We start from the raw sequence: 23,602 nt of genomic DNA, 5'->3' as shown, positions 1-23,602 counted from the left end.
AAAAGTTCTAAGTAAAGAGTTTAATCTTTACTTAGAACTAATCTTAGGTTGTTTAACGCTACATGAAGTTTGCAATCAAGTGAATGATCCACAGATGCAAGGGATAAAACAAATAAAAAACATATTTCATTTGAGTACTGTAACGGCCCAATTTTCCATTGTAAAAATGTAGCATCGGAACTAAGAAAATAAAAAAGATATCACTGGCGTTCATAGCCACGCTGTCAAATATTCCTAGCCAATTATTGCTGGTAGGAGCGCTCAGAGCCATTGGTAATTCAACGACAATATATAAAATCATTAAGCCTAAATACCAGAGATTGCGCTTTTTTACATTTTGATGCGTTAATTGCGTAATGAACATTACCGGTATCACGACAAAACTACCTTCTAAAATCGGTAAACACCCCAGTACTAATAATATAATGGAAAGAACTTTAAAGAATCGTTTTCTTTTAAGATCAGTTTGGTGATTATCCCATAAGCAAATGATCAGAGCTCCCAATGTTAAGGTCAAGAAGATGTTGTCGCCGATAAGTGACATAGCGTATTGTTTTCGTAAAACAAATAGATTCATTAATATATTGCCGAGCATCATCAGTCCGCCGAAACCGCCTAGTCGCAATAAATAATCCTTGCGACTGTGAGTATAGTAAAGTCCCTCAACCACCAGATATCCAAAACCAACCGCCACTACTCGAGTCAAAATGTGAAAAACGTCAGCCAAATATGGTGAAATAAAATACTCCAAATGGTCCAAGACCATTAACCCCATTAAAATAACTTTGAAAACTTCGCGATTCATCGCCTTTGATGAACTATTAGGCGTGAATTGTTGCATTTTTGTACTCCCTTTAATTGATAATTTACATTATCCAAGAAAATAATTTGCCTGTAAATAAACCTAACGTAACTGTTAGTGCTATATTACAAATTAGTAAGACTCTTTCAATAGGATCGATAAAATGAAAAAATTCCATAAATTTATACATTCAAACAGTTATTATCTAGTCATTGTTTTAGCTGGATTGGCCTCAATGGTCGTTTTAGTTTTGAGTTATATCCCCGGATTTGACGTTACCAAGACGCCTTATATCGAGATCGACTTTATCACCTTATTTATTTTTGCCTTCGACTACTTTGGCAGACTCTACTTAGCCAAAAACAAAGGGCAATTTTTTCGTCATAATATTGTCGATCTTTTGGCAATCCTTCCCTTCAGCACCGTCTTTAATATTTTCCGAATCTTTCGAGTCGTCAACGTGATCCGTTTTGCCAAAGTTTTTACACTGATTCGTTTCATTGGGACTGCCGGCAAACTACAAAAAAATGCTAAAAAATTTCTCAAGATCAATGGTTTCATCTATTTAATCATTATTTGTGGTATCGTTTTGGTTACTGCTGCGATAACTTATTCACTCGCTGAAGGTGTTTCATTGAGCAATTCCTTTTGGTGGGCCATTGTCACCGCTTCAACCGTCGGATATGGCGATGTCGCTCCCAAAACGCTAGTCGGGCGAGCAGCCGCAATTTCTCTGATGATCGTCGGCATTGGCTTTATCGGAACATTGACCAGTACTATCACCAATTATGTAACTCACGAGAGTACCGTCAAAAGCGAAGACAAATTGGACAAGATCTTATTGAAACTCGATAAGCTTGAAAAGGAAAATCGCAAGCTCCGTAAGGATTTAATCGATTTGAAGGCTAAAAAGGAACTCGAAAACCCCAACGATTCAAAAGATCATTAATTTATTCAATATTTTTATACATTTTTATTTTTAATATAATATAATAAAATTTGTTAGAAGAAAATCCGAATATGCAATAATTCGTTAGATTTATTCACCAAGAAACCACCCTTCTAACGAAAAAACACCGCTGCCCTGTGGTGTTTTTTTTATGCCTAATTTACTTATATCGAAACAACATTTATTCAATGCCATGCTATATCAAACTTGAATGGAATCTCTGAGAGCTCTTTAGATATACTAAGAACAACTTATTAGGAGCTTATTAATGAAAAAATTACTGTTAAAGACCTTTCTCGGATTCTCTATCTTGACAAGTACTGGTTTATTCCAACCGATCTCGGTTTTGGCCAATACGGATTCACCTACGCATAAGAGTTCTTACGCCAAACTGAAAGATCTCAATTCAACTATTAATCAAAGATTATTCGATCTACGAGAATATCCGCACACGATAAAACTGCTCCCAAATGTAACTACCATTGGTTCAAATACGTTACCAACATCAACTATTTAAAAAACGATCAACTTGAAGTCTACGTCACACCCAAATTCCAAACACTCAGTGAAGAACTTCGCCAAGAAATCATTTATCACGCTCAAATATTCTCACTTCAATTAGCCGAAAAAAATCAAAAAATTTCAGCGACCCAATATCATGAAGGTTTAGCAACAATAGTTTTTTGTGACGGCAACTATTTGGGGCGTTCACATTACTTGTACAATCACGAATTGAGTTGGAAAAAGTAATTTGATTAATATTTTTCTCTTTAAAATACATTGCGTCATTATCGGATTATAATTTTTGTAATATCATCTCCTAGAGCACTATAATGCGCTTGCAATATAGTTAAGAGCGCTTGATTATATTGTTAATCTCAGCGTTAAATTCTGACTGAAATATACCAGTATAAAGGAGAATCAACGATCATGCGTGATGAAAATGTTGTTTCCAAAAAGCACAAATTGATCGAATACGCCAACGGTCCTTCATTGGAAGAAATCAATGGCACAGTAGATGTCCCTAAGGATAAAGGTTTCTTTAAAACTTTATTCGCCTACTCTGGTCCAGGAGCGTTAGTAGCTGTTGGGTATATGGATCCTGGTAATTGGTCGACTTCAATTACTGGTGGTCAAAATTTTCAATATCTCTTAATGTCAGTTATTCTAATGTCTAGTTTAATTGCCATGTTATTGCAATATATGGCCGCTAAACTAGGCATTGTGAGTAAGATGGATCTGGCTCAAGCCATCCGTGCGCGGACGAGTAAACCTTTAGGTATCGTCTTGTGGATCCTAACGGAATTTGCCATCATGGCTACCGATATTGCCGAAGTTATCGGTGCTGCGATTGCTTTGTATTTGCTCTTTCACATTCCACTAATTATCGCCGTCTTTATCACAGTCGGTGATGTATTGGTACTTTTGTTATTGACCAAGATCGGTTTCAGAAAAATCGAGGCTATCGTTGTCTGCTTGATTTTAGTTATCTTATTTGTTTTCGTTTATCAAGTAGCACTCTCTAACCCTAATTGGGGCGGTGCTATTGCCGGTTTGATCCCTACTTCTAAGACCTTTGCTACTGGTCCTGCAATCGGTGGTCAAACTCCCTTGACTGGTGCCTTAGGTATTATTGGTGCCACAGTTATGCCCCACAATCTCTACTTACATTCAGCAATTTCTCAAACTAGAAAAGTCGACCATGCTGATGAAGATTCAGTTGCTCAAAACGTTCGTTTTTCAGCTTGGGATTCCAATATTCAACTGACCGCCGCCTTCTTCGTCAACGCTTTGTTGTTGATCATGGGTGTGGCTGTCTTTAAGAGTGGCGCCGTCAAGGATCCTTCTTTCTTTGGATTATTCGATGCCCTCTCAGACACTTCAACGCTCAGCAATGGCATCTTGATCAAAGTTGCTAAATCCGGTATTCTTTCAACCTTGTTTGCCGTTGCCCTACTAGCTTCAGGTCAAAATTCGACTATCACCGGTACATTGACTGGTCAAGTGATCATGGAAGGTTTCGTCCACATGAAGATGCCTCTCTGGTTACGCAGACTAGTTACCCGTTTATTGTCAGTCATCCCCGTTTTGATCTGTGTTCTATTGACTAGTGGCAAGAGCGCTTTAGCAGAACACACGGCTCTAAACGACTTAATGAATAATTCTCAAGTCTTCTTGGCCTTTGCTTTACCATTCTCCATGTTGCCACTGTTATTGATCACTGACAGTGCTACCGAAATGGGTAATCGTTTCAAGAATTCGCTCTGGGTCAAAATCTTTGGCTGGATCTCCGTAATAGCTTTGACCTTCTTAAATCTTTACGGTCTGCCAGACCAAATCAGTGGCTTCTTTGGCAACAATCCTTCCAAGACGCAACTATTAATTGCTAATGGCATTTCTTATACCTTGATCTTAATTGTCATCGCCTTGTTGACTTGGACTGTTATCGATATGCACAGAGGCAATGAACGTCTCAAAGAACACCTTGCTAAAGAAAATGAGGCTTCGGCTGTTGATGCTTTAGCTAAAGTAACTGCTGAAGCTGAAAAAGAAGAAGCATAAAATTTAAACAACAAAATAGACAGTACTCTTTCGAGCATCCCGAACGAGTATTGTCTATTTTTATAAAACAACTGCATATTTCTTCTGATATACTTAACTCCGTAAATATATATTTATGGGGGAAAATATGAAGGAATATTTTAAAGAGCACTGGAAGTGGTTATGTATATCACTAGTTTTTCCATTAGTTTTCACTGTACTAACATTCTTTTTGAACAATGAACCACTCGGAAATTTAATAACATATACGATAACTTTTTTTGTTTTTGCCTTCCCAGTATTGATTGTATGGTTGCTTATAGGCTCATTCCGCAAATCTTTTAAATTGCCAATCACTTTAATTCTTGTTTCAATTTTAAGTGTTGCTTTGACTTATGGGTATACACGCGTGCTGGGTCCAAGATACTATACAGAATCCGAAACAGGCATAACAATCAATGGGTTTCAACGTCATAGATTAAATATTGGGGCCAAAAAGATTAAGCAAATTAACCATGCTATTGGAAGTAACAATCATTCCGAAACTGAAAGTGCCAAATCTAATGCGAAATATCTAAACGATTACGTTTCAAAACATAGCAATAGTAATTCATTACGCAGTTTATCATCTTACTCTTATAAAACTTTAAAGAGTGATCTCGGCTCCTCTAGTTTCGATAGTGATGATACAGCTGATTCAAATGCCTTACGTAATTTAACTATTAACTATGGAAGAACTGTATTAGAGCAGCACAACACTGAACAAGAAATGATTAGTGATAATGGAAAATCGTTAAGGGAATTCATGAATATAACTAACCAATAATCATCGAAAATAAACTAAGTCTCAAAGCAGGCTTATTTATTTTTGCCAAATTTAAGGAGGTCTTTATAATGGCAACAATAGAAAAACACGGTAAAACGTATAGATACAGAATCAATTTTAGAGACGATAATGGTCAGTACCAGCGATATAACCAGAGTGGTTTTTCAACCAAAACTGAGGCTAAACATGCTGCTGAAGAAATGGAAAATAAAATGAGACACGGTTCCAATCTCGATCAAAAGGATGTAACTATCAATGATTACTACAAAACTTGGGTGGAAGTGTACAAGAAACCTAATGTCGGTTATTCGTCGATGAACAGATTCAACAACATTGCTAAAGTAATAGATAACTACTTCCCTAATACAAAACTTACGGATATAACAAAAATGAGTTATCAATCCTTCATGAATAAATATCAAGCAACGCGATCAACTGTAACATGCAAAAAGACTAACTCTATTATTCGTTCGTGCGTTCAAGATGCAATTGATGACCAAATAATATATTCAGACTTCACTCGTAAAGTAACTATTAAAGGTGCACCGAGTCGTAAACGTGCTGTTAAGTTTCTAACTGTGGATAATTTCAAAAAGCTTATTGATTATGCTGACAAAAATAAATCATTCTCAACAATAACCTATTACATGGTTTTAACTGGTGCCTATTCAGGATTGCGTTTTGAAGAAATTGGGGGGCTTACCTGGAATAATATCGATTTCGCTAAAAATGAAATACACTTTAAAAACATTTATGATTATCAAGATACTAAAAAAAATCGTTCCAAGAACAAAAACTCCAAGTTCTGTCAGAACTGTTCCCCTATTGCCTGAACTCTCCACTATATTGAAACAACTAAAAATGGAACAATCGAAATGGCAACTGGCAAATAAATATCGTGACCCAGAAAATACAGTATTCAAATCAGCCGATCATAAAATACCAAGTGATACTGGATGTATTAAAACCCTTACCTTAATTCAAGATGAAATTGGTATTCCACGCAAAGAACAGATAGCTACACGCGGCTTACGTCATACCCTAGCCTCTTATCTTCTATCCAAGGGTGTTCTTCCAAACTCTTAGGACACAAGAATACGGCTATCACAATGCGTGCATATGAGCATTTATTAAAAGAACAGCAAGCAGAACAGCAAGATAAGACTTTAATTGCTTTAAATGAATTATCCAAATAAACGTTGATATAACAGTGTTTGCCCCAAAAGGTGGTAAATTGGGGCAAATGGGGCAACTTTGGGGCAACTCAATAACGGTTGTTAGAATAAATTAGAAAATGGTATTTATTTTTTTCGTTTGAGATACTTCACTGAACCCTTTATTATCAATGGTTTGACTAATTTAAGACAAAAAAATAGAACATTCGAAAGTGTTCTAAAATATGCTTGAAAAGGAGAGTACAGGATTTGAACCTGCGCGCCTGCTATAAAACAGGTTCGTCGGATTTCGAGTCCGATGCATTACCACTCTGCCAACTCTCCATAGATAAGGCCTGTATACCTTACAGACCTATTTTAAATTAATATTGCATAAGAGTAAACATATCATACCCTTTTATTTTGTCACGACCGTGTAAATCTTTCAATTCGATCAAGAAAGCTGTACCGACTACGATACCGCCTAATCTTTCGATCAACTTGATCGTAGCAGCCAGTGTACCACCAGTTGCCATCAAATCATCAACGACTAGAACTTTTTGACCAGGCTTGATTGCATCTTTTTGCATATACAATGAAGCTTGACCATATTCAAGATCATAAGAAACTGAAACGGTTTCTCTAGGTAGCTTACCCTTTTTGCGGGCAGGTGCAAAACCAATACCCATCTTGTAAGCAACTGGACAACCCACGATGAATCCACGGGCTTCCGGTCCTGCAATCATTTCTGCACCACGGCTCTTGGCATATTCAACAACCTTATCGGTTGCTGCAGCATATGCTTTGCCATCAGCCATTAATGGTGATATATCTCGAAATAATACACCAGGTTCTGGAAAATCTTGAACATTAGCAACATATTTCTTAAAATCAATATCCATTTTTAAAATTCCCCATTCAACCTAACAATGGCAATCATAATCACTCATCCAAGATAAGAGATCGTCAAAGTTGGATTCAATTAATATTTTTTCAACATCATTGCGTTGTAATCTCTTCAAGTAAGTCGGAGACTCTATCAATTCACGTTGTTGTGAAGCATCAGCTTTTTCAACAAAAGCATTTACTATTTTAACAAAATTTAACTCAAAAAACACTTTTAAATAAAAATCAACGTCATTTTTTTGCAAATTTAAGTATTTAGCGACTAATTCCATCTCATCAGCTTGAACATTTTGGTGAGAATATAAATATTTCAAAAGCGTTTTCATCTTTGCCATATCGGGTTTTAGATAACGACTATCTAAATCAGTGTGGAAATAAAGCGCTGTGTAATTAGTTTTATTTTTTTTGATGAAATTTTCGAACAATTCCAAGCTGTGTGGTCGATCATAGATCAAAATATTGTTGCCATTGCACTCTTCATCGTATCGGATCAACTTAGCTTTAACATTGGAACGTTTGGCTGCTTCATAATACGTATCATTGAAAAAGACAATATTGTCAAAGTGGTTCAAGATATCGATCGAAAGTCGTTTGTTGCGATAATCCAAATAGACTTTCTTTAAAGCAGCGATTTTTTTAGCTTGTGGCGACATTTGAAAATCATCCAGCATCAGTTGGAGACTCTTACGACCAGCCCACTCATTGATACCAATTTTACCATAGACATCACAAATATTTTGACCGACTGTCTGAGCTTGAGCAAACATCCCAAAACCAATCGCTGCCACTTGGTAAGTTCCATCTGAGATTAAAGTCTTCAGATGGGTAGCATCTTTACCGATCGAACGCGACTGATCCAAAGTAACGTTAGTGAATTTAATGATTGGTTTAGGATTACCCATTCCAAATGGTGCTAATTGATTGATCTTCTTGATCAAGTCAAAATTGAGTTGAGAGATATCCAGATCCAAATCGTAATCTTTAATAACGGGGGCATTCGGATCGAAACCTTGCTCTTTTGGTTCCTGTTGCAATAATTCTGTCAGCTCGTCCAATTGTGATTCTTCGATCGAAAAACCGCAAGCCTGAGCATGACCACCGAAGGCAGTGAACAAGTCACGGTGTTTGTTCATGGCGGTAAACAAGTTGAAGCCTTCTGGACTGCGGCCAGACCCTTTCATCACGCCACTATTCTCATCGAATTGTGTTGCCAAAACTGGTTTGTTCACTTGGTCCATCGTCTTACTAGCTACGATACCTAAGATTCCTTGATGCCAGCCGTTACCTTTCAAGACGATTATGCCGTGATCTGCTTGAGCTTTTATCTGGTCTTGGGCATCGGCAAAAGCAGAACTAACTAACTCTTGACGACGAGAATTGATATCTTCAGTTTCATCAACGATCTCTTTAGCAAAAGACGCATCACCGGTCGTCAACAATTCAACGCCTGAAGAAGCATTCTCTAGTCTGCCCAAAGCATTGATCCTAGGAGCCAATTTGAAGCCAATATCTTCTTCAGTAATATCGTTGACCTTCAACTTGCACTTCTTGATCAGAGCTTCCAAACCGACGTGGTGATTCTTTTTCATCTGTCTGAGTCCTTCAGCAACGATGACTCTATTCTCGCCTTTTAAGGCCACAGAATCGGCCACAGTACCGATTGCGGCAATGTCGATCAATTCTAAGGCTTCGTCCCCTAACAGTGCGTCAGCAATTTTAAAAGCCACGCCTGCACCGGATAAATATGGACAGCTGTATTCAGCTCCAGGGATCGAAGGGTGCACGATCGCATCGGCTTCTGGCAATTCGTCTGGTAAATCATGGTGATCTGTGACAATAACTTTGACGCCACGATCTTTTAAATATTTGATTTGATCTTTGCCGCTGACTCCATTGTCGACTGTGATCAATAAATCGATTCCTTGGTCGGCTAAGAATTTATAGCGTTCCAAATTTGGACCGTAGCCATCTTTGAAACGATCTGGTACGTAAAAAATCGGCTTAGCACCGAGTTTTTGCAACGTTAATTTCATGATCGAAGTACTCGTTACGCCGTCGGCATCGTAGTCTCCATAAATGGCGATCTTACTTTCCGATTCGATGGCTTGGTCGATCAGTTCCAAAGCTTTATCCATATCGTGCAATTCAAATGGATCTTGCAAGCCATCAACGCTTGAATCCAAGAAACTGGCGATTTCAGCTGGATCAGTTATGTCACGTTCCAAGAGCAATTCTGAAACGATCTCATCTAAATTATTCTCTTTAGCAAATGTTGCTATTTCTTGTTTTGTGGGATTTTTACGCTTTTCCCAGTTTATTAAAGTCAATCCATCACCTACTAACAATTAGTTAATTATATCAATTTTTAAACAGAAAAAAAAAGCCCTGTAATGTCATTTACAATTTAATTTGATCCTTCGACATTCCCAAAACTTTTTAAGGAACCATTAAGAAAAGACTGCTAAAGTACCTTTATTGGCTGGCTGATTGCTGACCAATGAACCTTGGAGAGCCCAACGGTTCGTTCCACCATCGGCACAAGTTATCAAAGTCAAAATGCTCTGTCCTTTGACATCATCCAGCAGGTAGACTGCTGTTGGTGGGACGATTTTTTTAAAGTAGATCTTGTATGTATAAACTCGATGCATATCGGTAATATAAGCTAAGTTGCCGATTTGAGCATTCTCTAATGGTGAAAAGAGCGCTCCTTTATTAGTCATATAATGACCGGCTAAAGCGTAATTCGACTTACCCATTTTTTCATTTTCTTTCATCGTTCCGCCACCAGTTGACAAAGCATTGTCACTGAGACCAACAACGATAGGAAGCTTTAGATTGACTGAAGGGACTGCCATTTTACCAATTACGGCCGCATCATTGTTGACTGATGCTTTGGCAACCTGTGAAGCAGAAATGGGCTTTACTTTATTAAAATCAAATTGTCCACTCTTCTTCTGATTCTCCTTGACCTTTTTAGCAGTCAAAGTAGTTAAGTTTCGTTCAGAGATTCGTTTTACCGCATACTCTTTGATCGGTTGATTAAAAATCAACGCCAATGCGATCAACAGTAAGAGGATAGTTCCAAAAATTGAAAAGAATTTCTTCATTTTTCTCATTCCGTCCCAATGAATTTGCAATATAAACTTTATATTAAACCATATAGGTTAAAAAGTTAAGTTCACTGTTTGAGCAAATTTTCCAAAAATTTAAAAACATTTAAAACCCGTTAAATAAGTTATAATGAACTTATAAATGAATCTGGAGGTAATTTTATGAGCATTCTTGTTTTAGGTGGTGCCGGATATATCGGTTCACACACTGTCGATCATTTGTGTGAGCTCGGATACGACGTCATTGTAGCAGACAATTTATCAACTGGTCACGTACAAGCAATTAATTCTAATGCCAAGTTTTACCAAGGCGACGTGCGTGATAAAGAGTTTCTGATCAAACTATTCCAAAATGAAAATATCACCGACGTGATTCACTTCGCAGCCTTCTCGATCGTTCCTGAATCAATGAAGGATCCTTTGAAGTACTTCGACAACAACACAGCTGGAATGATCTCACTTCTTCAAGTCATGCACAACTTTGACGTCAAACACATCGTCTTCTCGTCAACAGCAGCAACCTATGGCGAGCCTAAGCAAATTCCTATTAAGGAAACTGATCCAACTGTCCCCACTAACCCTTATGGTGAAAGCAAACTGGCCATGGAAAAGATCATGCACTGGTGCGATGTCGCTTATGGCATTAAGTTCGTAGCTTTACGTTACTTCAATGTCGGTGGTGCTAAGCCAGACGGTTCGATCGGTGAAGATCACAACCCTGAAACTCACTTGATTCCAGTCGTCTTACAAGTAGCTGCTGGTCAAAGAGACGAATTGACAATTTTTGGCGACGACTATGACACTCCAGATGGTACTAACGTTCGTGATTACGTCCACGTTGAAGATTTAGCTGAAGCTCACCGTTTAGCCATGGAATATCTTCGCAGCGGCAATGACAGTGACGTCTTCAATCTCGGTTCTTCCAATGGTTTCTCCAACAAGCAGATTCTCGAAGCTACTAGAAAAGCTACTGGCAAAGAGATCCCTGCTAAAGTCGGTCCACGTCGTCCTGGCGACCCAAGTACTTTGATTGCTGACTCTACTAAAGCCAGAACTGTTTTGAAGTGGCAACCAAAATACGATGACGTTCAAAAAGTTATCAGTGACGCTTGGAACTTCAAGTCAAAACACTTAAATGGTTACGAAGAAGATTAACTTTTAACAAGATTACGTTAATGAAGCTGATTCGTGACATAACTATATGCTAAAAATAACCTCTGATTCGAAATACTGGATCAGAGGTTATTTTACGTTAAATCAAATATTCCAAATCAGAAGCAGCGGTTGGATAAGCCATGATCTCCTTGACCACGTCCGCATGCGTCATTTTTTGCTTGATAGCCATCGTCAAAAGATTGATCAAACTATCAGCTTCGTTGCTCAATAATGTTGCACCGATAATTTGTTTTTTATCATTTAAAACAATTCTAACTTTAGCCTTGGGTTCATTCGTGTGACTGTACGTAAACCAACTCGTAACATCTTGATCAACCACATTGTCACTGTCTTGAATTCCAACTTTGGCCAATTTGGGACTGCCATAGACGACCGTTGGGATCAGTGGCAATTTCAAATCTTCAGTCGTTTTGCCAGTTAAAATGTCACTGACATAATTAGCTTCAAAACCTCCGACCGGCGTCAATTTAGGCTGCTTAGTCGCTACGACATCTCCAATCGCATAAATATTTTTATTCGTCGTTTGCAACTTACTGTTAACTTCAATACCGTGACGTGAATATGCGACCTTAGCTTTTTCCAAATCCAAGAAATCAGCGTTGGGAATTCTACCAGTTGCGCCAATAACTAAATCAGTTACCAATTCAAAATCAGTGGCTTTGATTGCATATTGACCATTTGTTTGCTGCTCAATTGCTTGAGTGTCGACATTGAAATTGAAATCAACGCCCTTATTTTCTAGTTGTTTGACTAACTCCATTGCATAAGCTTGGTTGAATTTCTTCAATGGTCGATCGTTGTGGTGGATTATGTGGACCCTACTGCCAGTGGCATTAGCAATCGTAGCCAATTCAAAGGCGATATAACCGGCACCGATGATCGTAATATCTTCTGGCATTTTCTTCAGTGATAAGAAATCGGTACTCGACAATAGATGCTCTTTACCCGGAATATTCAAATAACTAGGACGTTGGCCAGTTGCAATAATGAATTTATCAGCTTGATATTCTGTCTGACCGTTAACTTTGATCGTACCTTCAGCAATAAACTTAGGTTGACCGTCGATAGCAGTTATTCCCGCTTTGACGATTCCTTGACGACTGTCGGCAGAGACTGGATCGGTAAAGGTTTCCTTGAAAGCTTCAAGTTGTTTCCAATTGACGTAGGGAACCTGCTCAAAACCTTTGTCTTGTAATTGGATCATCCGATCTCTAGCTTCAACGCCACTCAACAAGACCTTTTTAGGATCACAGCCCCGGTTAGGACAAGTGCCGCCCCAGAGATTATTTTCTACCACGGCTACCTTTTGGCCGTTAGCTTTTAAATTATAGGCCGCAGCTAACCCAGCAGGGCCCGCACCGATAATGATCGTATCAAATTTCTCCATTTAAATGCCTCCAATTATCCCTTAAAAGTTATCAATACCTACATTATAGAGTTCTTTGGGAAATAATAATGTTTTGATGCTCACTTACTGAGTAGCTTTGCATTGAACAATCATCATCTGATAAGATTATTTAAAAGACGTATCGTCTGGGGGAAAATTATGAATCAAATTGAGAAACTGCCGCGGGAAATAAAATTTATTTGGCGTTTGAATGCCTATCTTGATTTTACTTTTTTGTTATTAGTGACCGTGGGAATTTTTATTTGGCAACTCTTAGCGCCAATTGGAATGAAACAGCCACTGACATGGAGTTTTATTGTTCTCTTAATAATTTCTATAATTACTCTATTGATTGAATTGGCGTTAGTTAATTATCATTGGAATTTCTGGACTTACCTCATTGACGAGCGTCATGTTGAACTGCATCATGGCTTCTTCTTTCGTAAACAGACGATTATTCCTATCGCGCGGGTTCAAAACGTCACTTTGAAACAAGGTCCATTCTTGCGTTTAAAAAATTTACAAAAGGTCGAGATCGTTACGGCTGCCGGTTCTAGTAAAATCGACGGTTTACTGTCCTCACAAGCTGATGTTTTAAAAGAATTGATCATGAAACTTGCGCAGGAGGCTCAAAATGACCTCTAAAACTCAACACTTGCATCCCATCGCGTTAATTTTTTTCTTTTACAGTGCTTTTAAAAATGCTATCTTTCCCATAATCATTACGATCGTCGGAATAGCCAATACTAAAAAAAACACCGTTTGGTTGATAATGGTCTTTGCCGTGGCTGTAATCATTTTGTTAATGACCTTTTTGAAATATATAACGTTCACTTACCAAATCACTGCTAGTGAAATTATCATCAAATCCGGTTTGTTCGAGAAGAAAATAAATCACATTCCTTACGACCGGATCCAAAATATCACCACTAATCAATGGTTCTTTTTGAAACCATTCAATTTGACTGAACTTGAAATTGAGACTGCTGGACATTCAAACAAGGCTGAAGTCCAACTACAAGCCGTTCCCAATACTCTCAAACAAGAAATTGATCAACTGCGCAAATCGCCTACTTCAGTTAACATTGACGCCACGCCAAATGAGTCAACGAATAGCTATGCTATCACTTGGAATGAGTTGTTAAAATTCTCCTTCACGTCGTCCGCCTTTCTCAGTGGTCTTTTGGTCGTTTTGGCAATCTATGGCAAGCTTCAACACGTTATTAACGAACAGATCTATCGAACTGCTGCAAACGAGTTCTCACACTTAGGCTTACTAATTGCCATTGTTTTAGTCGTCATTGTTTTATTGCTCTTTTATCTAGCTTCAGTATTAGTTCTAATTTCACAATATTATCATTTTCAAGTGACTGAAACTGCCAACAACTTTGAGATGACTCGAGGACTTTTTCAAGCTAAAAAAACTAGTCTCTCCCGCAAAAGAATCCAAGCTGTTATCATTAAACAAACTTTACTACGAAACTGGTTACAGATTGCCACGATTCAGTTAGTGATCATTTCCAACTCCAGTCAAGGCGACACTGAAAAGAACATCGTTATCATGCCAGTCATCAAAGTTTCCAAAATAGATAAGTTCATGCAGAAATTCTTTTCGGATATTCCCATCATAAAAATTGATCCCCACCCGCTCTTTTGGACGTTTTACTATAATCTCCGCAATGCCACGATTTTCTTTTTAGTAACTGCTGCTTTAACTATCTGGTTGTTGCATAATTTTATTTGGCTATGGGCAATCTTAATAGTCGTCGAATTGATTTTCTGGTATATTCCGGCCATCTTAACTAGTCAACGTGCGCAAGCAAAAATTGAAAAAGACTTTTTGATCGTCCAAAATAATCACTTTATGACTAAAAGCTTAACTTACGTTCCTAAAAATAAAATTCAATTCATTGAAAAGAAAACTAGCATCTGGCTAAAGAAAAGACATCTAGCTGGTGTGACGATCTATCTTCGATCTGGCAATACGCAGCACAAAATAAAAGTGAACTATATCGCAATCGACGAGATAAACCACGTACTTGATTGGTATAAAGAATAGAATCAAAAAAAAGTCTCAATCTCTGAGTTTTATCAGAGATTAAGACTTTTTTGCAATATTTATTTTTCCAAATCAGAAAGTTGTTTGAAGTCTTCGTCACTCAATTGAACATTGCCAGCGCTGAGATTGTCTTGCAAGTGTTCGATCGAACTGGTACCGGGAATTGGCAAGATATTGTCAGAACGCTTCAACAACCAAGCCAAAGCGATTTGAGCTGGTGTGACTGAATACTTTTGGGCGATGCCACTCAATGGACTATCTGGCTTTGCTAAATTACCAGTATTGAGTGGGAACCATGGCAAGAATGCAATTCCTTGTGCTTTACAGTAATCGACAATCGCATCGTCGCCTTTGTGATGACCAACGTTGTACATATTTTCAACCGCATCGATCTTGGCAACCTTTTGAGCAGCCTTTAACTGCTCGAGCGTTACTTGACTAATACCGATGTGCTTGATCTTACCTTCATCTTGCAGTTTCTTTAGTTCACCAACTTGGTCTTCCATTGGATATTTCGTATCGATTCGATGTAAGAACAAGAGGTCTTCATGGTCACGGTGGAATTTACGTAACGACAATTCAACTTCTTGGCGCAAAAAGGCTGGTGCACCAACTGGGACCCAACCTTCAGGACCAGTACGGACTTGACCGACTTTATCAGAAATAAAGATCTTATCAGAATCCGGATATTCCTTCAAAGCTCTGGCTAAATAATTATCGGCGTTCCAAGGACCATATGAGTCAGCTGTATCAATGAAATTGACCCCAAGGTCAAAGGCCTTCTTGATAACGCTGACGGCTTGGTCAGGATCTTTATAAGGACCCCAGACGCCAGGTCCAGTCAACTGCATCGTTCCATATCCTAGACGGTTAACGACAAAATCCTTGTCAAATTCGTAAGTACCTGCTTTAGTAGCATTGATTTTTTCAGTTTCATCCATTATTAAACAAACACTCCTTGCGTAAAAAAAATCCATGTAAAAATATAATTACTTTTTACATGGATTAACTTAATTCAATTTGTTTTTTGATACAAACATTTGCTACAAACGTTTATTTAAAATCGATTCAAATAGATTTATAACAAGCATTGTCGCAATTATCGACAATTAGGATATGAAACCTATTTGTCGCTGTCATCTTTACCACGGTTGAGGTCAAGTACGGACATGAAGGCTTCTTGTGGAACTGAAACCTTACCGACTTCCTTCATCCGTTTCTTACCAGCTTTTTGCTTGTTCAACAGCTTATCACGACGAGTTCTGTCACCACCATAAAGCTTGGCAGTAACATCCTTACGATAAGCTTTCACATTGGCCCGGGCAACGATCTTGTTACCGATAGCAGCTTGAATTGGAATTTCAAACATCTGACGAGGGATTACTTCCTTCAAGCGGGCAACGATATCACGACCACGTTTTTGAGCAAAATCCTTGTGGACGATAAAGCTCAACGCATCGACTGGTTCACCGTTCAACAAGATATCCATCTTAACCAATTCACTTGGTTCATACTCATCAACATCGTAATCGAGTGAAGCATAACCCTTAGTGTTAGACTTCAAGTCATCGAAGAAATCAAAGATGATTTCTAGCAATGGCAACTTGTAGATCACGTTGACCCGATACTTATCCAAGTAATCCATCGTGACGAATTCACCACGTTTTCTTTGGCAAAGTTCCATAACTGGTCCAACATAATCCTCTGGCACCATGATCTCTGCTCTAACGAATGGTTCACGAATCTCTTTGATATCAGCCGCATCCGGCAATTCAGCTGGGTTATCGACGATGATCTCTTCGCCGTCGGTCTTTGTAACATGGTAGTCAACTGATGGTGAAGTCGTGATCAAGTCGAGATCAAAGTCACGTTCCAATCGCTCTTGAACAACATCCATATGTAATAATCCTAAGAAACCGACCCGGAAACCAAAGCCTAGAGCTTGAGAAGTTTCAGGTTCATATTCCAAAGCAGCATCGTTTAGTTGCAATTTGTCCAAAGCTTCATGCAAGTCTTCGTACTTGGCGTTGTCGACTGGATAAAGTCCGGCATAAACCATCGGTGTACTCTTACGATAGCCAGTCAAAGGCGAGTCAGTTGGATTGTCGGCCAAAGTAACTGTATCACCAACTTGCGTATCCTTAACGGTCTTAATGGAAGCTGTGATATAACCTACATCCCCAGCCATCAAGTAATCACGTGTAACGGCTTTAGGAGACATCACACCAACTTCAGTAACTTCAAAGGTCTTCTTATTACTCATCAATTCAATCGTGTCTCCGACCTTCACAACGCCTTCACGGACACGTACGTCCAAGACAACGCCCCGATAACTGTCATAGACAGAATCAAAGATCAAAGCTTTGAGTGGTTTGTCGAGGTCCCCTTCTGGAGCAGGTACATCAGAGACGATCCGTTCCAAAAGTTCATCAACGCCGACGCCAGTTTTGGCACTCATCATTATTGAAGATTCCGCGTCGATCCCGATCATCTCTTCAATCTCTTCTTTGACCTTATCAGGTTCAGCGGAAGGTAGATCAATCTTATTGATAACTGGAACAATTTCCAAATCATTGTCGATAGCTAAGTAAGCATTAGCTAAAGTTTGTGCTTCAACGCCTTGAGCCGCATCAACGACTAACAAAGCTCCTTCACAGGCCGCTAAAGAACGTGAAACTTCATAGGAGAAGTCCACGTGTCCTGGGGTGTCGATCAAATGGAAGATGTAAGTTTTTCCATCCTTAGCTTCATATTCAAGTTCTACCGCGTTTAGCTTGATAGTAATTCCACGTTCACGTTCCAAATCCATGTCATCGAGAATCTGGGCTTTCATTTCACGTTTGGATACTGTTTTGGTTCTTTCCAAAATTCGATCAGCAATCGTTGATTTACCATGATCGATGTGCGCTACGATAGAAAAATTACGAATTCTTTTTTGTCTTTCTTTTAACTTATCGAGATCTAAATCCATAAATTATTCCCTTCTATCAGAAATTTTTGGTCTTTTTATGTTAGTTTAGGCACCTGATCAATTTTAAACTATGATCCATGCCGATATTTTCTAAACAATTAATTATTCAAGGACCTATTTTCTCATTCAATCTATTTTACACTATTGTACACTCATGTTCTAGATAGTAATACTTCTAAGCCATTGGTTTGTACCCATTAAAAAAGTCGGAATCCTCTAGGAGAATTTCGACTTTTTTAATTATTCGCCTTTAAAGGCATCTTTCATCTTGTTGAAAAAGTTATTATCTTTTTCCTTGATCTTGTCTCCGCCTGCTTCCGCAAACTTCTTCAAAGCACTACGTTGTTCACCTGACAACTTACGTGGTGTGACGATGTTGACTGTTACCTTCTCATCACCGATACTCTTGCTATTCAAAACTGGAGCACCTTTGCCACGAAGTCTGAATGTCGTACCAGTTTGAGTACCACTTGGGATATTCAATTTAACTGGACCGTGAACTGTGTTGACCTTGATATCGTCACCCAATGTTGCTTGTGGGAAACTGATATTTACTGATGCATAAATAGTTGATCCGTCACGTCTGAACTCTTTGCTTGGAGCAACGTGAAAGACGATGTACAAATCACCGTAAGGTCCACCGTTAGTTCCGGCTTCACCTTGACCATCGAGACGCATTTGTTGGCCATCTTCAACACCTGCGGGAACAGTAACTTTAAGTTCGTGCTTTTCATTTACCTTACCTGTACCGTGGCAAATGTTGCACTTTTCTTTGATTTCCTTACCAGTACCATTGCAGACGTCACAGACAACACGTGTACGCATACGGCCGAGTGGAGTTTGGCGATCGACTTCAACATAGCCTGAACCGTGACACTTAGAACATGTTTCCGGATGAGTTCCAGGCTTAGCACCGGAACCATCACAAGTAGCACACTCCTCTTCACGATTGTAAGAAATATTGGTCTTCTTACCAAAAACTCCTTCTTCGAACGTTAGATCCATTCGATATTGAAGATTGGAACCTTGTCTTGGGGCGTTAGGATTTTGACGAGCGGCACCGCCGCCACCAAAGAATTGACTGAAAATGTCTTCGAAACCGCCGAACTGATCTGAACCAGCTCCGCCTCCGAATCCACCAAAGCCACCTTGGCCACCATTCATACCGGCAGAACCATATTGATCATATTGTGCACGTTTTTGCGGATCTTTTAATATTTCGTAGGCTGCGTTTACTTCCTTAAATTTTGCTTCAGCATCAGGGGCTTTGTTCAAGTCAGGATGATACTTTTTAGAAAGTTTCCGGAAAGCCTTTCTTATATCGTCGTCAGAAGCGTTCTTATCAACGCCAAGTACGTCATATGGATTTTTATCTGCCATTAAATCACCTTTATGTAATAAGACATTGCATCTTATTCCTTTTTAACGCTCAAAAGAGCAGTTATTGTTTTTACTATACCATAAACAAGGTTTAGTAATAAAACACTGCTCTTTATCACAATTATTATTTCTTATCTTTATCAGGATCTACTTCAGAAAAGTCGCCATCAACGGTGTTGTCGTCTGACTTCTTCTTGTCATCAGTTGAACCTGTACCGGCATCTTTACCACCAGCAGCTTGTTGTGCTTGTTGAGCTTGTTGATAGAGTTTAACTGAAAGGTCTTGAACAATCTTGTTCAAATCGTCACGTTTCTTCTTCATATCTTCAAGATCACCTGAGTCTTGAGCTTTCTTCAAAGCGTCACGAGCATCTTGGGCTTTCTTGATCTCATCGTCAGAAACTTTGCCTTTAACGTCTTTTAGAGTCTTGTCTGTTGCGAACAATGTTTGTTCAACGTCGTTTTTAACATCGACTTCTTCCTTACGTTTGTTATCTTCCTCTTCGTGTTCTTTAGCTTCCTTCATCATCTTGTCGATTTCTTCATCGCTCAAGCCTGATGAACTCTTGATAGTAATCTTTTGTTCCTTGTTAGTACCCATATCCTTGGCAGATACGTTAACGATACCGTTCTTATCAATATCGAAAGTAACTTGGATTTGAGGTACGCCACGAGGTGCAGCAGGAATATCTGTCAATTGGAAACGACCTAAAGTCTTATTGTCAGCAGCCATTGGACGTTCACCTTGGAGAACGTGGATATCAACGGCGCTTTGGTTATCAGCAGCAGTTGAGAAGACTTGTGACTTACTTGTTGGGATAGTTGTGTTTCTGTCGATCAACTTAGTGAAGACACCACCCATTGTTTCGATACCAAGTGATAGAGGTGTAACATCAAGTAAAACAACGTCCTTAACATCACCAGAAATAACACCACCTTGGATAGCAGCACCAAGAGCAACGGCTTCGTCAGGGTTGATTGAGTGATCTGGAGCTTTGCCAGTCCACTTAGCAACAGCATCTTGAACAGCAGGGATACGTGTTGAACCACCATTTAGGATAACTTTGTCGATATCAGCGTTTGTAAGATTTGCATCCTTCAAAGCGTTGTCAACAGGGATCTTTGTTCTCTCAACAAGGTCAGCTGTCAATTCGTCGAACTTAGCACGTGTCAATGTTTCTTCCAAGTGAAGTGGGCCATTAGCACCTGATGAAATAAATGGAAGACTGATTGATGTTTGAGCAACACCTGACAAGTCTTTCTTAGCTTTTTCAGCAGCATCCTTTAGACGTTGCAAAGCCATCTTGTCTTGACTCAAATCAACGTCATTCTTAGCCTTGAATTGAGCAACTAGCCAGTCGATGATCTTTTGGTCAAAGTCATCACCACCAAGACGTGTATCACCATTTGTTGATAGAACTTCGAAGACACCGTCACCTAATTGAAGTACGGAAACATCGAATGTACCACCACCAAGGTCATAAACAAGGATCTTTTCATCACCCTTGTCGTTATCTAGACCATAAGCAAGTGCTGAAGCTGTTGGTTCGTTGACGATACGTTGAACGTTTAAACCAGCAATCTTACCGGCATCTTTAGTAGCTTGTCTTTGTGAGTCATTGAAGTAAGCAGGTACTGTGATAACAGCATCAGTAACTTTTTCACCTAAGTAGTCTTCTGAGAACTTCTTGATGTGTTGTAAAATAAATGCTGAAATTTCTTGTGGTGTGTAATCCTTGCCAGCTACGTGAACCTTGTAACCTGCTTCACCCATGTGACGCTTGATTGATGAAACTGTATCAGAGTTAGTGATTGCTTGACGCTTTGCAACTTCACCGACTTGAATTTCACCATCTTTGAAAGCAACAACTGAAGGAGTTGTTCTGGCACCTTCTGGGTTAGTAATAATCTTTGGAGAGCCACCTTCTAGAACGGCTACAGCAGAGTTTGTAGTACCTAAATCAATACCAATAACTTTTGACATAAACCTAAACCTCTTTTAAATTTTTATTTATATTATTTATTTTTATTGTGCAACGACAACCATTGCGGGACGTAGAACTCGATCTTCTAGTTTGTAGCCTTTTTGAAGAACTTGAACCACAGTGTCCTTTGGATGATCATCATCTGCTGGAACAGTTTGAACGGCTTGACTTGTTGCAGGATCGAACTTCTTGCCTTCATCCGCAATAGCAACGACATGGTTGTTTTCCAAAGCCTTTTGCATATGCTCGTGAACCATTTCGATACCTTTTTTAAGTTGTTTTGAAGCATCGTCGTCAGCTTCAACACTCAAAGCACGTTCCAAATTATCAATAACTGGTAAAATCTCAGTTGCCAATTTTTGACCGTCATATTTCAGGATTCCAGCAACTTCCTTCTTATGACGTTTATTCATATTTTGAATTTCTGCTTGGCATCTTAATAAGTCATCCGACAAGTCAGAATTTTTGGCTTTAAGATCTTTGATTTCTTGATCTTTGGGATCCTTACCAGCATTGTCATCTTTAGCTGATTTGTCAGCTTTTTTATCAGTCTTTGGAGCTGCTTTTTCAGTAGCTTTCAAATCTTGATCTTTTTCTTTATCCGCCATTACTTCCTCCTAAATTTCAAGAATCATCATACCTTGAATAATAATCGATCAATCTCTTAGCCAACTCGCTACGGAACTCTCCAAGCAAACCGATCAATTGTGAGTAGTGCATCGACGTAGGACCAAGCAAAGCAATAACACCCTTGCCGTGGTGACCGACATCGTAATTAGCCGTGATAATACTGTAATTCTTCAAGGCATCACTACCCAATTCGCTTCCGAGTCTTACTCGAATGCCATTGTCGGAAATACTTGGATCTAATAATTTCCGTAAATCAGTACTCTGATTCATAATTGAAAACAGCGATTGAACTTGTGATAGATCTTCATTATTAGCATAATTTAAAAGATTCAATTGCCCATCAACATAATACTTCTCTGAACCGGCCTTTTTGAAAAGCTGATCCATCATATCCAACAATCCATCAGTCGAATACATGTACTCGGAAAGAATCTCAGGCACATCGCTGTGAAGCATCTGAATAACCTTTGACAAAGGCTTGCCGACTAATTTATCATTAACGATATTTACGATTTTTTCAATCAAAGAAGTATCAAAATCATCGTCGATAGTATAAATATTATTTTCAACATTATTATCGCTTGTGACGATGATCGCCATTAGTTGATGTGGATTCAAGGGAACGATTCGAAATCCAGTTAACAGGATCGAGCCGCTCTCTGGTCCTAATGTGATTGCTGTGTAACTTGTTAAGTGTGATAAAATCTTGGCTGATTGCTCAATAATATCATCGATCTGGTGATATGTTTTACCGAAATCTTTGTCAATTCTCTGGGCAATATCTTGTGGCACACTAGTTGGTTGTACCAGATGATCAAGATAGTAACGATATCCCATTGCTGAAGGAATTCTACCTGAAGACAAGTGAGTTTTCTCGAGGTAGCCCACTTCTTCAAGCATCGCCATTTCATTTCTGATCGTCGCAGAACTTACACGAAATGGTAATTCGTTCATCAAGGTCTTCGAACCAACCGGCTGGCCGGTATCTGTAAATATGCGCACGACTTCTTTCAAGATTGCATCTTGACGTTGTGATAGCATTTATACCGTCCTCCTTTTTAGCACTATTCATACCTGAGTGCTAACAATGTAAAATATAACAATCTATCCTTATAGTGTCAAGTATGCACGCTCAATTTATCGAATTATTTCTGGGAAATTTCCTAATCGGATATATTATGCTAAAATTTAAGCAATATTAATAAACCACGAGGCAAATTATGAAAAATCAAATAATTGGTGTAAAGTTTTTGCACACTCAAGATTATCAAGAATTGCTCAATGCTTCTAATCTATTAGCCTTAACTGCTGGCAAAACTTATGCTTACATCAGTGCTGGCTTTGACGTTCAAGTCGGCGACTTAGTTATCGTCCCTAACAGAGGCTACAACGATACAGCTTTGGTTCCTGCTCTAGTAACTATTGTCAACTACCATGGACTAAAGTCCACGGCTTGTAAGTAATAAACAAACTTACTGCTTATTAGTCACAATTTACATAGATACAGCACTGCGTACCATCCGAAGATGCTATGTCTTACACGCTAATTACCAATGCCTTTTTAGTCCGCAAGTTGCCAAACGGTCTTTATATTTCTATTGTTTTGTCAATCCTTTATTCAGGATATTAATAGCCGCATTATGATCTCTAAGGTGATATTTATGACAAATTGGACAAGTCCATTTTCTGTCAGCTAGAGTCAATTTGTTAGCACCGCTCAAGATAT

Annotated in this window: 22 protein-coding genes and 1 tRNA gene; 10 read left to right on the top strand and 13 right to left on the bottom strand. The window is 38.8% G+C overall.

What is annotated here, in order from left to right:
• Positions 1 to 58 precede the first annotated feature (58 nt).
• Positions 59 to 841, bottom strand: a complete 783-nt coding sequence (locus FD29_RS09760; protein ID WP_057888748.1) for a TraX family protein — start codon at positions 839 to 841, stop codon at positions 59 to 61.
• A 124-nt stretch (positions 842 to 965) separates the two neighbouring features.
• Between FD29_RS09760 and FD29_RS09755 the strand changes: the two genes are divergently transcribed.
• The 6 genes from FD29_RS09755 to FD29_RS09730 all read left to right on the top strand — a co-directional run bounded on the left by FD29_RS09755 (position 966) and on the right by FD29_RS09730 (position 6,204).
• The gene (locus FD29_RS09755) at positions 966 to 1,751 is read left to right on the top strand and encodes an ion channel (protein ID WP_057888747.1); all 786 of its coding nucleotides are present in this window, start codon (positions 966 to 968) and stop codon (positions 1,749 to 1,751) included.
• Positions 1,752 to 2,019: 268 nt separating this feature from the next.
• Positions 2,020 to 2,268 carry a hypothetical protein gene (locus FD29_RS09750; protein WP_057888746.1) on the top strand — a complete coding sequence of 83 codons (249 nt, stop codon included), beginning with the start codon at positions 2,020 to 2,022 and terminating at the stop codon, positions 2,266 to 2,268.
• Between the two features lie 413 nt (positions 2,269 to 2,681).
• Entirely contained in the window at positions 2,682 to 4,313 is a 1,632-nt protein-coding gene (locus FD29_RS09745; RefSeq protein WP_057888745.1) for an Nramp family divalent metal transporter, read from the top strand.
• A gap of 127 nt (positions 4,314 to 4,440) precedes the next feature.
• A complete protein-coding gene (locus FD29_RS09740; protein ID WP_057888744.1) occupies positions 4,441 to 5,118 on the top strand; it encodes a hypothetical protein in 678 nt (225 codons plus the stop codon).
• Between the two features lie 68 nt (positions 5,119 to 5,186).
• Positions 5,187 to 5,951 carry a tyrosine-type recombinase/integrase gene (locus FD29_RS09735; protein ID WP_057888743.1) on the top strand — a complete coding sequence of 255 codons (765 nt, stop codon included), beginning with the start codon at positions 5,187 to 5,189 and terminating at the stop codon, positions 5,949 to 5,951.
• Between the two features lie 28 nt (positions 5,952 to 5,979).
• Positions 5,980 to 6,204, top strand: a complete 225-nt coding sequence (locus FD29_RS09730; RefSeq protein ID WP_057888742.1) for a hypothetical protein — start codon at positions 5,980 to 5,982, stop codon at positions 6,202 to 6,204.
• Positions 6,205 to 6,527: 323 nt separating this feature from the next.
• Here the strand turns inward: FD29_RS09730 and FD29_RS09725 are convergent.
• From FD29_RS09725 to FD29_RS09710, 4 genes are all read right to left on the bottom strand, one after another.
• A tRNA-Ser gene (locus FD29_RS09725) sits at positions 6,528 to 6,617 on the bottom strand.
• A gap of 38 nt (positions 6,618 to 6,655) precedes the next feature.
• Positions 6,656 to 7,174, bottom strand: coding sequence for an adenine phosphoribosyltransferase (locus FD29_RS09720; protein ID WP_057888741.1), 519 nt, complete (start codon positions 7,172 to 7,174; stop codon positions 6,656 to 6,658).
• A gap of 21 nt (positions 7,175 to 7,195) precedes the next feature.
• Complete coding sequence (gene recJ, locus FD29_RS09715) at positions 7,196 to 9,505, bottom strand: single-stranded-DNA-specific exonuclease RecJ (protein ID WP_057888740.1); 2,310 nt, start codon at positions 9,503 to 9,505, stop codon at positions 7,196 to 7,198.
• A 120-nt stretch (positions 9,506 to 9,625) separates the two neighbouring features.
• Positions 9,626 to 10,285 (bottom strand): class A sortase, encoded by a 660-nt coding sequence (locus FD29_RS09710; protein ID WP_083477839.1) that lies wholly within the window; start codon positions 10,283 to 10,285, stop codon positions 9,626 to 9,628.
• Between the two features lie 165 nt (positions 10,286 to 10,450).
• On the opposite strand from FD29_RS09710, the gene galE reads away from it, so the two are divergent.
• On the top strand, positions 10,451 to 11,443 hold the full coding sequence (gene galE, locus FD29_RS09705; RefSeq protein ID WP_057888738.1) for a UDP-glucose 4-epimerase GalE: 993 nt from the start codon (positions 10,451 to 10,453) through the stop codon (positions 11,441 to 11,443).
• 97 nt (positions 11,444 to 11,540) lie between these two features.
• Here the strand turns inward: galE and FD29_RS09700 are convergent, their stop codons facing one another.
• Positions 11,541 to 12,851, bottom strand: coding sequence for a dihydrolipoyl dehydrogenase family protein (locus FD29_RS09700; protein WP_057888737.1), 1,311 nt, complete (start codon positions 12,849 to 12,851; stop codon positions 11,541 to 11,543).
• 159 nt (positions 12,852 to 13,010) lie between these two features.
• On the opposite strand from FD29_RS09700, the gene FD29_RS09695 reads away from it, so the two are divergent.
• Together FD29_RS09695 and FD29_RS09690 are read left to right on the top strand one after the other, a co-directional pair.
• Positions 13,011 to 13,496: a PH domain-containing protein gene (locus FD29_RS09695; protein WP_057888736.1), complete on the top strand. Its 486-nt coding sequence runs from the start codon at positions 13,011 to 13,013 to the stop codon at positions 13,494 to 13,496.
• Positions 13,486 to 14,910, top strand: coding sequence for a PH domain-containing protein (locus FD29_RS09690; RefSeq protein WP_057888735.1), 1,425 nt, complete (start codon positions 13,486 to 13,488; stop codon positions 14,908 to 14,910). The genes FD29_RS09695 and FD29_RS09690 overlap by 11 nt, the downstream gene beginning before the upstream one ends.
• A gap of 59 nt (positions 14,911 to 14,969) precedes the next feature.
• Here FD29_RS09690 and FD29_RS09685 read toward each other — a convergent pair whose 3' ends face one another.
• From FD29_RS09685 to hrcA, 6 genes are all read right to left on the bottom strand, one after another.
• Complete coding sequence (locus FD29_RS09685; protein WP_057888734.1) at positions 14,970 to 15,851, bottom strand: aldo/keto reductase; 882 nt, start codon at positions 15,849 to 15,851, stop codon at positions 14,970 to 14,972.
• 182 nt (positions 15,852 to 16,033) lie between these two features.
• A complete protein-coding gene (gene lepA / locus FD29_RS09680; RefSeq protein WP_057888733.1) occupies positions 16,034 to 17,881 on the bottom strand; it encodes a translation elongation factor 4 in 1,848 nt (615 codons plus the stop codon).
• Positions 17,882 to 18,121: 240 nt separating this feature from the next.
• A complete protein-coding gene (gene dnaJ, locus FD29_RS09675) occupies positions 18,122 to 19,261 on the bottom strand; it encodes a molecular chaperone DnaJ (protein ID WP_057888732.1) in 1,140 nt (379 codons plus the stop codon).
• 124 nt (positions 19,262 to 19,385) lie between these two features.
• A complete protein-coding gene (dnaK, locus tag FD29_RS09670) occupies positions 19,386 to 21,245 on the bottom strand; it encodes a molecular chaperone DnaK (protein ID WP_057888731.1) in 1,860 nt (619 codons plus the stop codon).
• A gap of 42 nt (positions 21,246 to 21,287) precedes the next feature.
• Positions 21,288 to 21,854 carry a nucleotide exchange factor GrpE gene (grpE, locus tag FD29_RS09665; protein ID WP_057888730.1) on the bottom strand — a complete coding sequence of 189 codons (567 nt, stop codon included), beginning with the start codon at positions 21,852 to 21,854 and terminating at the stop codon, positions 21,288 to 21,290.
• A gap of 16 nt (positions 21,855 to 21,870) precedes the next feature.
• Positions 21,871 to 22,917: a heat-inducible transcriptional repressor HrcA gene (gene hrcA, locus FD29_RS09660; RefSeq protein ID WP_057888729.1), complete on the bottom strand. Its 1,047-nt coding sequence runs from the start codon at positions 22,915 to 22,917 to the stop codon at positions 21,871 to 21,873.
• Positions 22,918 to 23,096: 179 nt separating this feature from the next.
• Here hrcA and FD29_RS09655 point away from each other — a divergent pair, with 179 nt between their 5' ends.
• A complete protein-coding gene (locus FD29_RS09655; protein WP_057888728.1) occupies positions 23,097 to 23,339 on the top strand; it encodes a hypothetical protein in 243 nt (80 codons plus the stop codon).
• 132 nt (positions 23,340 to 23,471) lie between these two features.
• Here FD29_RS09655 and FD29_RS09650 read toward each other — a convergent pair whose 3' ends face one another.
• Positions 23,472 to 23,579, bottom strand: coding sequence for a zinc ribbon domain-containing protein (locus FD29_RS09650; RefSeq protein WP_420834655.1), 108 nt, complete (start codon positions 23,577 to 23,579; stop codon positions 23,472 to 23,474).
• Positions 23,580 to 23,602 lie beyond the last annotated feature (23 nt).

Source organism: Companilactobacillus mindensis DSM 14500 (assembly GCF_001434275.1).
In the GTDB taxonomy this organism is placed as follows: Bacteria; Bacillota; Bacilli; order Lactobacillales; family Lactobacillaceae; genus Companilactobacillus; species Companilactobacillus mindensis.
This window is presented reverse-complemented; position numbering and strand designations above follow the sequence as displayed.

Bases quoted from the DNA above. Each gene is read 5' to 3' on its own strand.
- FD29_RS09760 (WP_057888748.1), bottom strand. From the start codon at position 841: ATGCAACAATTCACGCCTAATAGTTCATCAAAGGCGATGAATCGCGAA.
- FD29_RS09755 (WP_057888747.1), top strand. From the start codon at position 966: ATGAAAAAATTCCATAAATTTATACATTCAAACAGTTATTATCTAGTC.
- FD29_RS09750 (WP_057888746.1), top strand. From the start codon at position 2,020: ATGAAAAAATTACTGTTAAAGACCTTTCTCGGATTCTCTATCTTGACA.
- FD29_RS09745 (WP_057888745.1), top strand. From the start codon at position 2,682: ATGCGTGATGAAAATGTTGTTTCCAAAAAGCACAAATTGATCGAATAC.
- FD29_RS09740 (WP_057888744.1), top strand. From the start codon at position 4,441: ATGAAGGAATATTTTAAAGAGCACTGGAAGTGGTTATGTATATCACTA.
- FD29_RS09735 (WP_057888743.1), top strand. From the start codon at position 5,187: ATGGCAACAATAGAAAAACACGGTAAAACGTATAGATACAGAATCAAT.
- FD29_RS09730 (WP_057888742.1), top strand. From the start codon at position 5,980: ATGGAACAATCGAAATGGCAACTGGCAAATAAATATCGTGACCCAGAA.
- FD29_RS09720 (WP_057888741.1), bottom strand. From the start codon at position 7,174: ATGGATATTGATTTTAAGAAATATGTTGCTAATGTTCAAGATTTTCCA.
- FD29_RS09710 (WP_083477839.1), bottom strand. From the start codon at position 10,285: ATGAAGAAATTCTTTTCAATTTTTGGAACTATCCTCTTACTGTTGATC.
- galE (WP_057888738.1), top strand. From the start codon at position 10,451: ATGAGCATTCTTGTTTTAGGTGGTGCCGGATATATCGGTTCACACACT.
- FD29_RS09700 (WP_057888737.1), bottom strand. From the start codon at position 12,851: ATGGAGAAATTTGATACGATCATTATCGGTGCGGGCCCTGCTGGGTTA.
- FD29_RS09695 (WP_057888736.1), top strand. From the start codon at position 13,011: ATGAATCAAATTGAGAAACTGCCGCGGGAAATAAAATTTATTTGGCGT.
- FD29_RS09690 (WP_057888735.1), top strand. From the start codon at position 13,486: ATGACCTCTAAAACTCAACACTTGCATCCCATCGCGTTAATTTTTTTC.
- FD29_RS09685 (WP_057888734.1), bottom strand. From the start codon at position 15,851: ATGGATGAAACTGAAAAAATCAATGCTACTAAAGCAGGTACTTACGAA.
- lepA (WP_057888733.1), bottom strand. From the start codon at position 17,881: ATGGATTTAGATCTCGATAAGTTAAAAGAAAGACAAAAAAGAATTCGT.
- dnaJ (WP_057888732.1), bottom strand. From the start codon at position 19,261: ATGGCAGATAAAAATCCATATGACGTACTTGGCGTTGATAAGAACGCT.
- dnaK (WP_057888731.1), bottom strand. From the start codon at position 21,245: ATGTCAAAAGTTATTGGTATTGATTTAGGTACTACAAACTCTGCTGTA.
- grpE (WP_057888730.1), bottom strand. From the start codon at position 21,854: ATGGCGGATAAAGAAAAAGATCAAGATTTGAAAGCTACTGAAAAAGCA.
- hrcA (WP_057888729.1), bottom strand. From the start codon at position 22,917: ATGCTATCACAACGTCAAGATGCAATCTTGAAAGAAGTCGTGCGCATA.
- FD29_RS09655 (WP_057888728.1), top strand. From the start codon at position 23,097: ATGAAAAATCAAATAATTGGTGTAAAGTTTTTGCACACTCAAGATTAT.